This window comes from Arthrobacter sp. JB02-1C, assembly GCF_057748045.1.
In genome coordinates this window covers 3,617,003-3,631,416 of record NZ_CM173235.1, presented here as the reverse complement: position 1 = coordinate 3,631,416, position 14,414 = coordinate 3,617,003, and the positions used below count along the sequence as shown (strand labels likewise).

11 protein-coding genes and 1 tRNA gene are annotated in these 14,414 nt (G+C 68.3%); 7 read left to right on the top strand and 5 right to left on the bottom strand.

Annotated features, from left to right (window positions below; genetic code table 11):
* Positions 1-31 precede the first annotated feature (31 nt).
* Positions 32-652: a dihydrofolate reductase family protein gene (locus AC3ANP_RS16980; RefSeq protein ID WP_488331283.1), complete on the top strand. Its 621-nt coding sequence runs from the start codon at positions 32-34 to the stop codon at positions 650-652.
* Here AC3ANP_RS16980 and hrpA read toward each other — a convergent pair.
* Positions 649-4,650, bottom strand: coding sequence for an ATP-dependent RNA helicase HrpA (hrpA, locus tag AC3ANP_RS16975; RefSeq protein WP_488331282.1), 4,002 nt, complete (start codon positions 4,648-4,650; stop codon positions 649-651). The two genes, AC3ANP_RS16980 and hrpA, sit on opposite strands and share 4 nt — an antisense overlap.
* 87 nt (positions 4,651-4,737) lie before the next feature.
* Positions 4,738-4,905: a hypothetical protein gene (locus tag AC3ANP_RS16970; protein ID WP_488331281.1), complete on the bottom strand. Its 168-nt coding sequence runs from the start codon at positions 4,903-4,905 to the stop codon at positions 4,738-4,740.
* Positions 4,906-4,986: 81 nt separating this feature from the next.
* Between AC3ANP_RS16970 and AC3ANP_RS16965 the strand changes: the two genes are divergently transcribed.
* Entirely contained in the window at positions 4,987-5,952 is a 966-nt protein-coding gene (locus tag AC3ANP_RS16965; protein WP_488331280.1) for a GlxA family transcriptional regulator, read from the top strand.
* Between the two features lie 61 nt (positions 5,953-6,013).
* On the opposite strand, the gene AC3ANP_RS16960 is transcribed toward AC3ANP_RS16965, so the two are convergent.
* Both AC3ANP_RS16960 and AC3ANP_RS16955 read right to left on the bottom strand, forming a co-directional pair.
* A complete protein-coding gene (locus AC3ANP_RS16960; RefSeq protein ID WP_488331279.1) occupies positions 6,014-6,307 on the bottom strand; it encodes a protealysin inhibitor emfourin in 294 nt (97 codons plus the stop codon).
* 49 nt (positions 6,308-6,356) lie between these two features.
* Positions 6,357-7,403 carry a M4 family metallopeptidase gene (locus AC3ANP_RS16955; RefSeq protein ID WP_488331278.1) on the bottom strand — a complete coding sequence of 349 codons (1,047 nt, stop codon included), beginning with the start codon at positions 7,401-7,403 and terminating at the stop codon, positions 6,357-6,359.
* A 112-nt stretch (positions 7,404-7,515) separates the two neighbouring features.
* Here AC3ANP_RS16955 and AC3ANP_RS16950 point away from each other — a divergent pair, with 112 nt between their 5' ends.
* Positions 7,516-8,493 (top strand): cation diffusion facilitator family transporter, encoded by a 978-nt coding sequence (locus tag AC3ANP_RS16950; RefSeq protein WP_488331277.1) that lies wholly within the window; start codon positions 7,516-7,518, stop codon positions 8,491-8,493.
* A gap of 69 nt (positions 8,494-8,562) precedes the next feature.
* On the opposite strand, the gene AC3ANP_RS16945 is transcribed toward AC3ANP_RS16950, so the two are convergent.
* Positions 8,563-8,638, bottom strand: a tRNA-Arg gene (locus AC3ANP_RS16945).
* Between the two features lie 180 nt (positions 8,639-8,818).
* Between AC3ANP_RS16945 and argS the strand changes: the two genes are divergently transcribed.
* The 4 genes from argS to thrC are packed head-to-tail and all read left to right on the top strand — an operon-like array spanning position 8,819 to position 14,414.
* A complete protein-coding gene (argS, locus tag AC3ANP_RS16940; protein ID WP_488331276.1) occupies positions 8,819-10,483 on the top strand; it encodes an arginine--tRNA ligase in 1,665 nt (554 codons plus the stop codon).
* Positions 10,484-10,487: 4 nt separating this feature from the next.
* Positions 10,488-11,984: a diaminopimelate decarboxylase gene (gene lysA, locus AC3ANP_RS16935; RefSeq protein ID WP_488331275.1), complete on the top strand. Its 1,497-nt coding sequence runs from the start codon at positions 10,488-10,490 to the stop codon at positions 11,982-11,984.
* Positions 11,985-13,307: a homoserine dehydrogenase gene (locus AC3ANP_RS16930; protein ID WP_488331274.1), complete on the top strand. Its 1,323-nt coding sequence runs from the start codon at positions 11,985-11,987 to the stop codon at positions 13,305-13,307. It begins immediately after the preceding gene.
* Entirely contained in the window at positions 13,308-14,414 is a 1,107-nt protein-coding gene (gene thrC / locus AC3ANP_RS16925) for a threonine synthase (protein ID WP_488331273.1), read from the top strand.

Below are 14,414 nucleotides of genomic sequence, written 5' to 3'. Positions count from 1 at the left end.
GGACGGCCGGCCACAGGAGAGGGAGCACGGCATGGGACTGATCCACATCGACCTGTTCACCACGCTCGACGGCGTCGCCCAGGCGCCCGGCGGCCCGGAGGAGGACGCCGCGGGCGGCTTCGCCTTTGGCGGCTGGCAGGCGCCGCTGATCGACGACGTCGTCGGCGGCCAGGTCCAAGCGGGAATGGCGGGGATGGACGCCCTGCTGCTTGGCCGCCGGACCTACGAGATCTTCGCGGGCTACTGGCCGACGGCCGAAGGGACCATTGCGGACCTGTTCAACCGCATCCCCAAGTACGTGGCCTCGCGCCGGTCACCGGACCTCGGCTGGGAGGGATCGAGTCTGCTGGGCCGCGACGCGGCGGACGCGGTCCGCGAACTGCGGAACCGGCACGAGCACGTCCACGTCATCGGCAGCCTCGACTTTGTCCAGACGCTGTTCGCCGAGCGGCTCTTCGACCGTCTCACGCTCTGGGTCTACCCGATCATGCTGGGCGGCGGAAAGAAGGTTTTCGCCGACGGGGTGGTGCCGACCAACCTCACCCTTATCGAACCGGTCGTGGCATCGCCGCGCGGCGCGGTGATGCAGCGCTACGCCCTCGCCGACGGTACCCCCGGGGTCGGGGACATGGCCGCCGCCGGGCAGGGCTAGGCCGGCGCGAGGGCCTTGTTCAGCGCGGTCCGGATCCGCTTCTCGGACACGGAATAGGCGGTGCCCAGTTCGACGGCGAACAGGCTGACCCTGAGTTCCTCGATCATCCAGCGGACCTGGGTTAACTCCGTTCCCACGCGGCGGCCGGGCAGCAGCGCGGCGACCGCGTCGTCGTAGTCGTCCTCCAGCGCCTGAACCGCCGCCATCTGCTGGCCGTCCCGCTGGACGTTGCCGGGGAGCTTTTCGAGCCGCCTCTCGATGGCGGCGAGGTAGCGCGGCAGCTGGCTGAGCTGGGCGTAGCCCGTCCGTGCCACGAAACCGGGGAAGACCAGCTGCTCCAGCTGGCTCTTGACGTCGTTGAGGGCGCTGATCAGGGACAGGCTGGTGGTGCCCTTGAGCTGCTTCTCGATCCGCCGCGTGCTGGCGAGGATGCGTTCGACGACGGCGGTCACCGTGAAGACGGTATCGATCAGTTCCGCCCGGACCTGCTCGTAGAGCGCCTTGAAGGCAGGCTCGTCCCATGGCAGCTCGGCCGGGGTGAGCTTGTCGATCGCTGCCAGGGCGCAATCCGCGATCAGCGCGGAGACCGAGCCGTGCGGGTTCTGGCTGAAGGTGAGCTTTTCGGTGTTGTTCAGATGCTCCAGGACGTAGCGGTCCGGCGGCGGCACTCTGAGGGCCAGCAGCCTGATGACTCCGCCGCGCATCGCCGCGGCCTGTTCGGTGGCGGTCTGGAACAGCCGCAGCGACACCGAGCCGCCGTCGTCGACCAGGGCCGGGTAGCCGGTGACGGTGTGGCCCTTCACGGTGCCCTGGACCTGGCGCTGCACGGTGCCGAAGGTCCAGTCCTTCAGGCCGGACAGTTCGGTGAACCCGGCCGAGGCGGCCGCGGGCTGCGACGGCGCGGCGGTAGGCCCGGCGGCTGTGCCGTTCGCGCGGCCGGTAGCCTTGCCGCCAGCCTTCGGCGCAGTTGTTGACGGGGTGGCGCCGAGGGACTCGGCGATGGCGCGGCGGGTGGCGGGCGCGAGCTTTTCCTGCAACGCCGCGAGATCCTTGCCTTCGTCGAGGACCTTGCCGCGGGAATCGACCACGCGGAAGCTGACCCGCAGGTGCGGCGGCACGGCGTCCCAGTTCCAGGACCCCGGTGGGATGACCTGCCCGCGCAGCCGCCGCAGCACCAGTTCCAGCGACGGCTCGAGTTCGTCCTCGGCAGGGTCGAAGTCCGCCTCCAGCGCCGCGACGGCCTGGCGGGCCACGTCCGGGGCAGGGACGAAGTTCTTGCGGACCTGCTTGGGCAGCGACTTGATCAGGGCCGTCACGAGTTCCACGCGCTGCCCGGGAATCAGCCACCGGAAGGCGGCGTCGTCCAGCTGGTTCAGGAACAGGACCGGGACTTCGGCGGTGACGCCGTCGGCCGGATTCGGTGCCGACCCAGGAGCCACCGGGCTGAACTCGTAGCTCAACGGCAGTTCAAAGCCCTTGTGCTTCCACGTTTTGGGGTAGGCCGAATCGTCCAGGGCGTCGGCGTCCTCGCTGATCAACAGTGACTTTTCGAAGTCCAGGAGGGACGGGTCCTGCTGCCGGGCCTCCTTCCACCACTTGTCGAAGTGGCGTTCTGAAACGACATCCTGGCCAACCCGGGCGTCGTAGAACTCGAACAGGGCCTCGTCGTCGACCAGGATGTCGCGGCGGCGCATCCGCGCCTCAAGCTCCTCGATCTCCTGGAGCAGGGCCCGGTTGCGGTGGAAGAACTTGTGGTGGGTCTGCCAGTCGCCCTCCACGAGGGCGTGCCGGATGAACAGTTCGCGGCAGAGCTCCGGGTCCACCCGGCCGTAGTTGACCCGCCGGTTGGGAATGATGGGCACGCCGTAGAGTGTGACCTTCTCATGGGCCATCACCGAGCCCATCTTCTTGGACCAGTGCGGCTCGCTGTAGCTGCGCTTGATGAGGTCCGGGGCCACCTGCTCGGCCCAGAGCGGGTCGAACTTCGCGGCGACGCGGGCCCAGAGCCGGCTGGTTTCGACCAGTTCGGCGGCCATCACGAAGGTGGGGGACTTCTTGAACAGCGCCGAGCCCGGGAAGATCGCGAAGCGGCTGCCGCGGGCGCCGGCGTACTCGCGCTTGCGTTCGTCCAGGATGCCGATGTGGCTCAGCAGTCCGGAGAGCAGGCTGATGTGGATGCCCTCGTGGTTGCCCACCGGGTCCGTCAGGCGCTTGTTGTCCAGGCTGATGCCCAGCGGCCGGGCCAGCTGGCGCAGCTGGGCGAAGAGGTCCTGCCATTCCCGGACCCGCAGGTAGTTGATGAACTCGTTGCGGCAGAGCCGGCGGAAGGCGGTGGAGGAGAGCTCCTGCTGCTTCTCCTGCAGGTAGTTCCAGAGGTTCAGGTACCCGGTGAAATCCGAGTTCTCGTCCCGGAATCGGGCGTGCTTCTCCGCCGCGAGCTGCTGTTTATCGGTCGGACGCTCCCGCGGGTCCTGGATGGTCAGCGCCGCCGCGAGAATCATGACTTCGCGGACACAGCCGCGTTTGCCGGATTCGACGATCATCCGGCCAAGCCGGGGGTCCACCGGGAGCTGGGCCAGCTGCTGCCCGACGGCGGTGAGGCCGCCGCCGTTTCTGCCGCCCGGCCGCCGCTGACCGCCGCGGCGCGACCCGCCGTCGTCGTCCGCTTCCGGGGCGCGGGCGGCGCTGAGCGCGCCGAGTTCGCGCAGCAGGCTGACGCCGTCGTTGATGGCCCGGGAATCCGGCGGCTCCACGAACGGAAAGTTTTCAATGTCCTTCGGATTGCGCGCCACACCCATCGCCGTCATCTGCAGGATCACGGCGGCCAGGTTGGTCCGCAGGATCTCCGGATCCGTGAACAACGGCCGGGACTCGAAGTCCTCCTCCGAGTAGAGCCTGATCGCGATGCCGTCGGAGACGCGCCCGCAGCGGCCGGAACGCTGGTTGGCGGAGGCCTGCGAGACCCGCTCGATCGGCAGCCGCTGGACCTTGGTCCGGTGCGAATAGCGGGAGATGCGGGCGGTTCCGGTATCGATCACGTACTTGATCCCGGGCACCGTGAGTGAGGTCTCGGCGACGTTGGTGGCCAGCACGATCCGGCGCTTGCTGCCGGGGTGGAAGACCTTGTGCTGCTCCTGCAGGCTCAGGCGGGCGAAGAGGGGGAGTACCTCGGTCCCGGCCAGCCGGCGGTTGGATTGGATCCGCGCATTCAGGGCTTCCGCGGCGTCACGGATTTCGCGTTCGCCGGAGAAGAAGATGAGGATGTCGCCGGGGGCCTCCTGGGCAAGCTCGTCCACGGCGTCGCAGACCGCGTCCAGCGGGTCGCGGTCCTCCTCGAGTTCGTCGTCTGCGGCCGCACCTTCCCCGTCGTCATCGCCGCCGCCGGCGGGCTGGGAGAGCGGACGGAAGCGGATCTCCACCGGGTAAGTCCGGCCGGACACCTCGATGATGGGGGCCGGCTCTTCCGGGCTGCCGAAGTGCTTCGCGAACCGCTCCGGGTCGATCGTGGCCGAGGTGATGATGATCTTCAGGTCCGGCCGCTGGGGCAGGATCCGTTTCAGGTAGCCAAGGATGAAGTCGATGTTGAGGCTGCGCTCGTGGGCCTCGTCGATGATGATGACGTTGTATTTGCGCAGCAGCTTGTCGCGCTGGATCTCGGCTAACAGGATGCCATCGGTCATCAGCTTGACCTTGGTGGAGCGGCTGACCTGGCCGGTGAAGCGGACCTGGAAGCCCACTTCCTCGCCGATCTCGACGCCGAGTTCCTCGGCGATCCGTTCGGCGACGGTACGCGCGGCGAGCCGGCGCGGCTGGGTATGGCCGATCAGGCCCGTCTCCCCAAGGCCCAGTTCCAGGCACATCTTGGGAATCTGGGTGGTCTTACCGGAACCGGTCTCGCCGGCGATGATGGTCACCTGGTTTGCAGCGATCGCGGCCATCAGGTCCTCGCGGCGCTCGGAGACCGGCAGCTCGGCGGGATACGAAATATGCAGTGTCATGGCTGAAAACAGTCTACGGGCCGCACGGCAGGTCATAGGGTTGCCCGGTCCCTGTGCGGGGCCGGGCAGCGTGTGGGGTGGCGTGGTTCAGAAAATCCGCAGGGTGTAGCTGGTACTGGGAAGGTCGCGGGCCATCCAGTACTCATGCGAGCGGACGGGGGGATTGTGGCCGAGCCCGTCTTTCGTGAGGCTGCGCAGGGTAGCGGCGACGGCGGCGAGGATCAGGACGATGAGAGCGATTCCGATGAGTTCCATAGCTCCATGCTTCTCCTGACCAACACCGAGAAAAAGTGGCAGAAAAGCCCAAAAGTGAGCAATTTCTGCCACACTTAAACCATGATCAATTCGGTGGCAGTCATTGTGGTCCCCAACTTCTCGATCTTCGAGTTCGGCACGGCCTTTGAGGTGTTCGGCATCGACAGGTCGGACCGCGACGCCGGCGTGCCGGCCTTCGATTTCCGCGTTTGCACGCCGGAGCCCGGCGATATTCCGATGAAGTCGGGCCCGTCCATGCACGTGGAACTCGGGCTGGAGGCGGCGGCGGACGCCGACCTGGTGATTATGACGCCGTTCGGCAAGGACGCGGACGTTCCCGAGTCCGTCCTCGAGGCGCTGCGGGCGGCGCATGCGCGCGGGGCATGGGTCATGTCGATCTGTTCGGGCGCGTTTGCGCTGGCCCGCGCCGGCCTGCTCGACGGCCGCAGGTGCACCACGCACTGGCACTACTCGGAAGAACTCGCCGCCCGTTTCCCGTCCGCGCTGGTGGACGAAAACGTGCTGTACGTCGAAGACGGGCGGATCATCACCAGCGCCGGCACCGCCGCGGGAATCGACGCGAGCCTGCACCTGGTGCGGGTGGAGCTTGGCGCCAACGTGGCGGCGAGCATTGCCCGCGACATGGTGGTACCGCCGCACCGCGACGGCGGCCAGGCCCAGTTCATCGACCGGCCGATGCCGCGGTGCGGATCCCAGCCGATGGAAGAACTCCTGCGCTGGATGGTCCGCAACCTCGATGACGAGCACTCGGTCAACGAACTGGCGGCCCGGGTTCACATGTCGCCGCGGACCTTCGCCCGGCGGTTCCGGGCCGAAACCGGCGCCACGCCTGCAGCCTGGCTGAACTCGCAGCGTGTCCTCCGGGCGCAGGAGCTGCTTGAAACAACCGACCTCAACATCAACGAAGTTGCCCGGGAGGCCGGCTTCGGCCACTCGGTACTGCTGCGCCACCACTTCGCCAAGGTGCTGGACACCAGCCCGCAGTCCTACCGGCGCGCCTTCCGCGGGCACTTGGCGGCGGTTTAGCCCCGGCTCCTTGGTCCCGGCTCCCGGTGTGGTCCCGTTGGCCGTTTAGTCCCGTTGCTCGTTAGTCCTGTTGTTCGTTTTCGACGGCGGCGCGCATCGTATCGACGAGGACCCGCCAGGGCCCGACCAGGTCCCGTTCCGGCAGCGTGGCCCGGCGCTCGCCGGCCCGGATGCGGTAGATGAAGCGGTCCGGCTGGGCGGGGCTCACGCTGCCGCCGGCTGCGGGATCGTCGTCCCACGGGCACGCCTCGATGAGGGGTTGCCACTGCGCCCGGTCATCCGGGGTGACCGCCTGCACGCTCCAGACGCGCTCCATCCCGGCAATGCCGCCGCTGCGCTGGACAGAGATCTTCACAGGATTCCTTAGACGTGGGTTCCTCAGGCAGGTGTTCTTCGAGGGCCGGCTACAGCCTCACCTTGACAGTTTCCCACGCCTGCCGGACTGCGTCATGTTCGGCAGAATCGGTCCCGTAGAGCTCTTTGGCGGACGCCACGGTGGCCTTGGCGAAGCTGCTGAAGGTCGCGGCGGGGGCAAGCGTCCCGCCGGTCATTGTGTCGTACCAGATACGGCCGGGCGTCTCCCAGGCCCTGCCGCCGAGGCTTGTCGCCAGCAGACAGAAGGCCCGGTTGGGAATGCCCGAGTTCAGGTGCACCCCGCCGTTGTCTGCGCTGGTGCGGATGTAGGAATCCATCGAGTCCGGCTGCGGATCCTTGCCGAGCACATCGTCGTCGTACGCCGTCCCGGGTGCCTTCATGGAACGCAGCGCGGTGCCCTGGACCTGGTCCGTGAACAGGCCCTCGCCGATCAGCCAGCTCGCCTCCGCCGCGGTCTGCTGCCTGACGTACTGTTCCACGAGGGCGCCGAAGACGTCGGACAGCGACTCGTTGAGCGCCCCGGCCTGGTTGCGATAGGCAAGCCCGGCGGTGAACTGGGTGACGCCGTGGGTGAGCTCGTGGCCGATGACGCTCAGGGAGGCCGTGAACCGGTTGAAGACCTGCCCGTCGCCGTCGCCGAAAACCATTTGGCTGCCGTTCCAGAACGCGTTGTCGTAGCGCTGGCCGAAATGCACCGTGGCATCCAGCGGGAGGCCGTTGCCGTCGATCGAGTTGCGGCCAAAGGCCTCCGCATAGAGGCGGTGCGTGCTGCCGAGCCCGTCGTAGGCTTCATCCGCCGCCGGGTCACCGGTCGAGGTTTCGCCTTCCTTGCGGACCAGCACGCCGGGCAGGTTTTCCGAGGCCTTCGCGTCGTACACGCTGCGCTGCGGCGGACCAGGGGTGAGCTGCCGCAGGCCGGGGGCCACGGCCGGGCCCGGGGCCAGCCGGGAGGCCTGGAAACTCCGGACATGCTGCAGGGCTTCCCTGGCGGCCCGGGCAGCGATGTTCAGGCCCGGCTCCTGTTGGAGCGCCGCCAGCCGGCGCAACAGGTAGGGAGGGATGATGGAGCAGTACATGTGAGACCCCTTCGCTTCAGCGGATGCGAACAGCCTACGAGGGGGCCCCGACATTTGGCAGGAACGGCGCCGAAGCGGCATGCGGGAGGCGCCGGGTTGCTACGGTGGGCCAATGGCGTCCCCGGAAAAGCGCACGGAATCCAGCCCCACCCTGATGACGGTCATCGTTGCCTTCGGCGCGAACGTGCTCGTCGCCGCGGCGAAGTCCGTCGCCGCGTTCATCACCGGATCGGCCTCCATGACCGCCGAGGCGGCGCACTCCTGGGCGGATACCGGCAACCAGGTTTTCCTGTTTTTTGCCGAGCTGCGGTCCGCCAAGCCGCGGGACAGCGCCCACCCCATGGGTTACGGGCGGGAAGCATACGTCTGGTCGATGTTTGCGGCGTTCGGACTGTTCACTGCCGGAGCGGTGGTCTCCATCATGCACGGCATCCAGCAGATCATCGCACCGGAGCCGGCGGCCGACTTCGCCGTGGCCTATGTGGTCCTGGCCGCCGCCTTCGTCCTGGAGTCGATCTCCTTCGCGCAGGCCTTCCGCCAGACCCGGAAAGCCGCGCACGAGCTGGAACGCCACACCCTGGAGCAGGTGCTGATCAGCTCCGATCCCACCCTGCGGGCCGTGTTCGCCGAAGATGCCGCCGCCCTGGTCGGCCTGGCCGTCGCCTTCGCCGGTGTTTTCCTGCACCAAGTCACGGGTTCGCCGATTCCGGACGCCGTAGGATCGATCGTCGTCGGCGTCCTGCTGGCGGTTGTCGCGGTGGTCCTGATCGACCGCAACCGGCGTTTCCTGGTGGGCCAGGGCGTCACCGCGGACATCGAACGGTCGATGGCGCGCCGGGTCCTGGCCCACGGCGAGATTGCCCGGCTCACCTACCTGCACCTGGAGTTCGTCGGTCCCCGCAAGCTGTACCTCGTCGCGGCCGTGGACCTGCAGGGCGACCACCCCGAACACGAGGTCGCCGTGGTCCTGCGCCGGATTGAGCGCGAACTCGAGGACCACGAGACCGTGGAGGAAGCCGTGTTGACCCTGGCCACGCCGGATGAAGCTGCCCTCAGCTTCGAGCCCGGACCCGGCCGGGACGGTGCCTGACCCGTGCTTCCGGGTCGGGACCCGGCAACAAGAAAACCCCGCCGTTTCGCTGAAACGGCGGGGTTTTCGTGGTGCCCTCGATAGGATTCGAACCTACGACCTTCTGCTCCGGAGGCAGACGCTCTATCCCCTGAGCTACGAGGGCATTCAGGGATCCTGCCGTGACCGGCGGGACGTCCTAGAGCTTAGCAGGAAGGTGGGCCCCAACGGAAAATCGCCCGTCAGCGATGCCCGGAACTGCCCCCCAAAACCTCCCGGAGACGCGCCGCACCACCTCAGCGCAACCGAATTCCGCGCTGCTGCGGGCCGCCGGTAGGCTAGAAGCGTGACCCCAGAAGAACTCTCCCTCGCCATATCCGCCTGCCTGAAGGACGCCGTCGCCGCCGGTGACATTGCCCTCGGCGCCGCCGAGATCCCGGATTCGGTGCGCGTGGAGCGGCCCAAGAACAGGGAGCACGGGGACTGGGCCACCAACATCGCCCTCCAGCTGGCGAAGCCGGCCGGGACCAATCCCCGCCAGCTGGCCACCCTGCTGAGCGGCCGGCTGGCCGCCATCGGCGGAGTCTCCGCCGTCGACGTCGCCGGACCGGGCTTCCTGAACATCACCGTCGACGCTGCCGCCGCCGGCGCGCTGGCCAAGGCGATCGTCGAGGCCGGAGCCAGCTACGGCACCAACACCGCACTCGCGGGCCACACCGTCAACATGGAGTTCGTCTCCGCAAACCCGACCGGCCCGCTGCACATCGGGCACACCCGGTGGGCTGCCCTCGGCGACTCCATCGCCCGGGTCCTGCGGGCCTCCGGCGCGGATGTCACCGCCGAGTACTACATCAACGACGCCGGGTCGCAGATGGATGTCTTCGCCCACTCCGTGCTCTCCCGGCTGCACGGCCGCGGCGTCCCGGAAGGGGGCTATCCCGGCGAATACATCGCGGACCTCGGCCACGAGGTTCTGACGCGGCACCCCGGCATCCGGGAACTGACCGACGTGGCCGCGCTGCCGGTGATCCGCGCTGCTGCCTACAAGGCGCAGCTGCAGGACATCAAGCAGACCCTCGCGGAGTTCGGCGTCGAATTCGACGTGTTCTTCTCCGAGCAGGAACTGCACGACGCCGGCGCCATCGCGGATGCGGTCGCCCGGCTCCGCGAACAGGGCCACGTGTTCGACGACGGCGGCGCGGTGTGGTTGCGTACCACCGACTTCGGCGATGACAAGGACCGCGTGATGATCCGTGCGAACGGGGAGCCGACGTACTTCGCCGCCGACGCCGCCTACTACCTCTCCAAGAAGGACCGCGGCTTTACCGAGAAGATTTACCTGCTCGGTGCCGACCACCACGGCTACATCAACCGGCTCAAGGCGATCGCGGCCGCGGCCGGCGATGATCCCGAGGTCAACATCGAGGTACTGATCGGCCAGCTGGTCTCGGTCAACGGCGCCAAGCTCTCCAAGCGCGCCGGCAACATCATCGAGCTCAAAGACCTGATCGCCTGGCTGGGCAAGGACGCCGTCCGGTACTCCCTGGCGCGATTCCCGGCCGACTCCCCGCTGACCCTGGACCCGGAACTGCTCAAGAAACACAGCAACGAGAACCCGGTGTTCTACGTCCAGTACGCGCACGCCCGGTCCCGCGGCGCGGCCCGCAACGCCGTCGCCGCCGGCGTCGAGCGCATGGTCGACGGGAAAGCGGCCTTCGACGCCGCGCTGCTGGACCACCCGACCGAAAACGAGCTGCTCTCGCACCTGGGCAGCTACCCCTCGATCGTGGCCAAGGCCGCCGAACTGCGCGAACCGCACCGGGTGGCCCGGCACCTGGAAGTCATCGCCGGGGCCTACCACCGCTGGTACGACGCCTGCCGCGTGGCGCCCCTGGGCGGCGAAGAAATCACCGACGTGAACCGGACCCGGCTGTGGCTCAATGACGCCACCAGCCAGGTGCTGGCCAACGGCTTGGACCTGCTGGGCGTTTCGGCGCCGGAACGGATGTGACGCGATGACCGCCAACCCGCAGAACAACACCGCCGCCTCCCCGCTCGCCCCGGACTGGCTGGCTGTCCCGGCGGACCTGAATGCCCTGCATGCACCGATGTGGGCGGCCGGCGTCGCCCGCAACGACGGCGGTGAGCTCGCCATCGACGGCGTCCCGGTCAGTGAGCTGCAGCGGCAGTTCGGCACGCCCTTGTTCGTCATGAGCGAGAGCGATTTCCGGGCCCGCGCCCGCGCCTTCCAGGACGCCTTCAACGAAGCCTTCGCGGACATCTGCGGGGGAGTGGATGTCTACTACGCCGGCAAATCCTTCCTGTGCACCGCCGTCGTCCGCTGGATCGAGGAGGAAGGCCTCCGGCTGGACACCGCTTCCGGCGGGGAACTCGCCGTCGCGGCCAGTGCCGGCATTCCGGGCGCGGCAGTTGCCTTGCACGGCAACAACAAATCCGACGCCGAAATCCACCGCGCGCTCGACATGCAGCTGGGCCGGATTGTGGTCGACAGCCTCGTGGAGCTGGAACGGGTCGCCAAGATCGCCGCGAGCCGTGGCGACACGGCCAAGGTCATGCTGCGGCTGACGCCCGGCGTGCACGCGCACACCCACGAGTTCATTGCCACCGCCCACGAGGACCAGAAATTCGGGCTCTCGATGGCCGGCGATTCGACCGAGCAGGCCGGCCTGTCCGCGGCCGAAGAATCTGTGGCGGCCGCGGCCGGCCACGCCAGCATCGAACTGCTGGGCCTGCACTGCCACATCGGCTCGCAAATTTTCGAACCCGACGGCTTCGCCCTCGCCGCGCAGAAGCTGCTCGACTTCCTCGCCGCGATGCGGGCCAAATACTCCGTCGCGCTGCCGGAACTGGACCTCGGCGGCGGCTACGGCATCGCCTACACGCCCGTGGACACCCCGCGCCCGCCGGCAGAAATCGCCCGCGCGATGGCCGCCGTCGTCCGCGCCAAGGTGGCCGAACTGGGCATCACCGCGCCGCGGATCTCGATCGAACCCGGCCGCGCGATCGTCGGCACCAGCACGTTCACGCTGTACGAAGCCGGCACCGTGAAAACCGTCCGGGTCGACGCGCCGGCCCCGGCCGGGGCGCCGGCCGGAAGCCAGGACAGCACCGCGGAAAACGTTACGTACCCCCGGCGCTATGTGTCGGTGGACGGCGGCATGAGCGACAACGCCCGCCCGGTGCTGTACGACGCGGATTATTCCGCGATTCTCGCCTCCCGCGCCTCCGCCGCCGCGCCCCAGCTGTCCCGCGTGGTGGGCAAACATTGCGAGAGCGGCGACATAGTTGTTAGAGATGTATATCTGCCCGAGGACGTGGCAGCCGGTGATCTGCTCGCTGTACCGGGGACCGGCGCCTACTGCTGGGCCCTGTCAAGCAACTACAACTATCTGGCCCGGCCGGGCGTTGTCGCGGTGCGCGATGGATCAGTCCGGCTCATTGTCCGCGGCGAAACCGAACACGATTTGCTCAACCGCGACATGGGAGTCTGAATGACGGAAATGCGAACCCTGAAAGTGGCCCTGCTGGGCTGTGGCAACGTCGGAGCCCAGGTTGCGCGGATTCTGATCGACGACGCCGAGACCCTCGCCTCCCGTGCCGGCGCCCGCCTGCAGCTCAGCGGCATCGCCGTGCGCAACCTCGAGGCGCGCCGCGACGTGGAGCTGCCGCGGGAGCTGTTCACCACCGACGCCGAGGCGCTCGTCAAGGACGCCGACCTGGTGATCGAACTGATGGGCGGCATTGAGCCGGCCCGCAGCCTGATCCTGACCGCGGTACGCCACGGCGCCTGCGTCGTGACCGGCAACAAGGCGCTGCTCGCCCAGGACGGCCCCACGCTCTACGAAGAGGCGGACAAGGCCGGTGTGCAGCTCTCTTACGAGGCCGCCGTCGCCGGCGCCATCCCGATCCTGCGCCCGATCCGCGACAGCCTCTCCGGTGACCGGATCACCAGGGTGCTGGGCATCGTCAACGGCACCACCAACTTCATCCTCGACCAGATGGACACCACCGGCGCGCAGTTCACCGACGCCCTCGCCGAGGCGCAGCGGCTGGGCTACGCGGAGGCCGACCCGACTGCCGACATCGAGGGCCACGACGCCGCCGCGAAGGCCGCCATCCTCGCCTCGCTGTCCTTCCATACCCGGTTCGCGCTCGAGGATGTCTTCTGCGAGGGCATCTCCGGCGTGACGGCCGCGGACATCGCCGCGGCGAAGGACGCCGGCTTCGTGATCAAACTGCTGGCCATTGCCGAGAAGCTGGACACCGGGGCAGCAGACGGCACCGAAGGCGTCTCCGTCCGCGTCCACCCGACCCTGCTGCCCCGCGAGCACCCGCTGGCCGCGGTGCACGGTGCGTTCAACGCCGTCTTCATCGAAGCCGAGAACGCCGGCGAGCTGATGTTCTACGGCCAGGGCGCCGGCGGCACCCCCACGGCGTCGGCAGTGCTGGGAGACCTGGTCTCGGCGGCCCGACGCGTGGTCCTCGGCGGCCCGGGACGCACCGAAACGACCACCGGGCACGTGCCGGCACTGCCCATCGATGCGGCCGTCACCAGCTACTACATCGGCCTGGATGTCGCGGACCAGCCCGGCGTCCTGGCCCGGATCGCGCAACTCTTCGCCGAGCACGGCGTTTCCATCGAGATCATGCGGCAGACCGTCCACCGGGAGTCCGCCGCCAAGGCAGAGTCGGCCGAACTGCGGATCGTCACGCACCGCGCGAGCGAAGCCGCCCTGGCTGCAACCGTGCAGGCCGTCAAGGACCTGGACGTCATCAATTCCGTCACATCCGTACTGCGGGTAGAAGGGGTCTAAGTGGCTCACCAATGGCGCGGGGTCATCCGCGAATACGCTGAACGACTGCCGGTCACCGAGGCCACCAAGGTCATCACCCTGGGCGAGGGCGGCACCCCGCTGGTGCCCGCGCAAAAGCTCTCCGAGCTCACCGGGTGCACCGTCTACCTCAAGGTGGAGGGCATGAACCCCACCGGGTCCTTCAAGGACCGCGGCATGACCATGGCCATGACGGCGGCGGTAGCCTCCGGCGCCAGGGCAGTCGTCTGTGCCTCCACCGGCAACACCTCCGCCTCCGCCGCCGCCTATGCGACGTCGGCCGGCCTGCAGTGCGCCGTGCTGGTTCCCGAAGGCAAGATTTCGATGGGGAAGCTCAGCCAGGCGATCGCGCACGGCGCCACCCTGCTGCAGGTGGACGGCAACTTCGACGACTGCCTGGAGATTGCCCGGAAACTGGGGGAGTCCTACCCCGTGTTCCTGGTCAATTCGGTCAACCCGGCCCGGATCGAGGGCCAGAAAACCGGTGCGTTCGAGGTGGTTGACGCCCTCGGCGACGCCCCGGACATCCACGTGCTTCCGGTCGGGAACGCCGGCAACATCAGCGCCTACTGGAAGGGCTACAAGGAGTACGCGGCGCCCTTCACCTCCGCCACGGCCGGGAACCTGCCCGCCGTCGCCACGAAGACGCCGGTGATGTGGGGCTTCCAGGCCGCGGGTGCGGCGCCGTTCGTCGCCGGCCACCCGATCACCGAGCCGGACACCATTGCCACCGCCATCCGGATCGGCAACCCGGCCTCGTGGGACACCGCCGTCGCGGCGCGCGATGAATCGGGCGGCGTCATTGAGGCCGTCACGGACGAGGAAATCCTTGCCGCGCACCGCTGGCTCTCGGCCCGTGAAGGAGTGTTTGTGGAACCGGGCTCCGCCGCCGGCGTCGCCGGGCTGCTCAAGAAGCACGCCGCGGGCGAGGTGCCGGCGGGCAAGACCATCGTCATCACCGTCACCGGGCACGGCCTCAAGGACCCGCAGTGGGCGCTCCGCACCGAAGACGGCAGCGACGTGCAGCCGGTCAAGGTAGCCAACGACGTCGTCACCGTCGCCGCCGAACTGGGACTGGAAGAAAAGTAG

Bases quoted from the DNA above. Each gene is read 5' to 3' on its own strand.
- AC3ANP_RS16980 (WP_488331283.1), top strand. From the start codon at position 32: ATGGGACTGATCCACATCGACCTGTTCACCACGCTCGACGGCGTCGCC.
- AC3ANP_RS16965 (WP_488331280.1), top strand. From the start codon at position 4,987: ATGATCAATTCGGTGGCAGTCATTGTGGTCCCCAACTTCTCGATCTTC.
- hrpA (WP_488331282.1), bottom strand. From the start codon at position 4,650: ATGACACTGCATATTTCGTATCCCGCCGAGCTGCCGGTCTCCGAGCGC.
- AC3ANP_RS16950 (WP_488331277.1), top strand. From the start codon at position 7,516: ATGGCGTCCCCGGAAAAGCGCACGGAATCCAGCCCCACCCTGATGACG.
- lysA (WP_488331275.1), top strand. From the start codon at position 10,488: ATGACCGCCAACCCGCAGAACAACACCGCCGCCTCCCCGCTCGCCCCG.
- AC3ANP_RS16955 (WP_488331278.1), bottom strand. From the start codon at position 7,403: ATGTACTGCTCCATCATCCCTCCCTACCTGTTGCGCCGGCTGGCGGCG.
- AC3ANP_RS16930 (WP_488331274.1), top strand. From the start codon at position 11,985: ATGACGGAAATGCGAACCCTGAAAGTGGCCCTGCTGGGCTGTGGCAAC.
- AC3ANP_RS16970 (WP_488331281.1), bottom strand. From the start codon at position 4,905: ATGGAACTCATCGGAATCGCTCTCATCGTCCTGATCCTCGCCGCCGTC.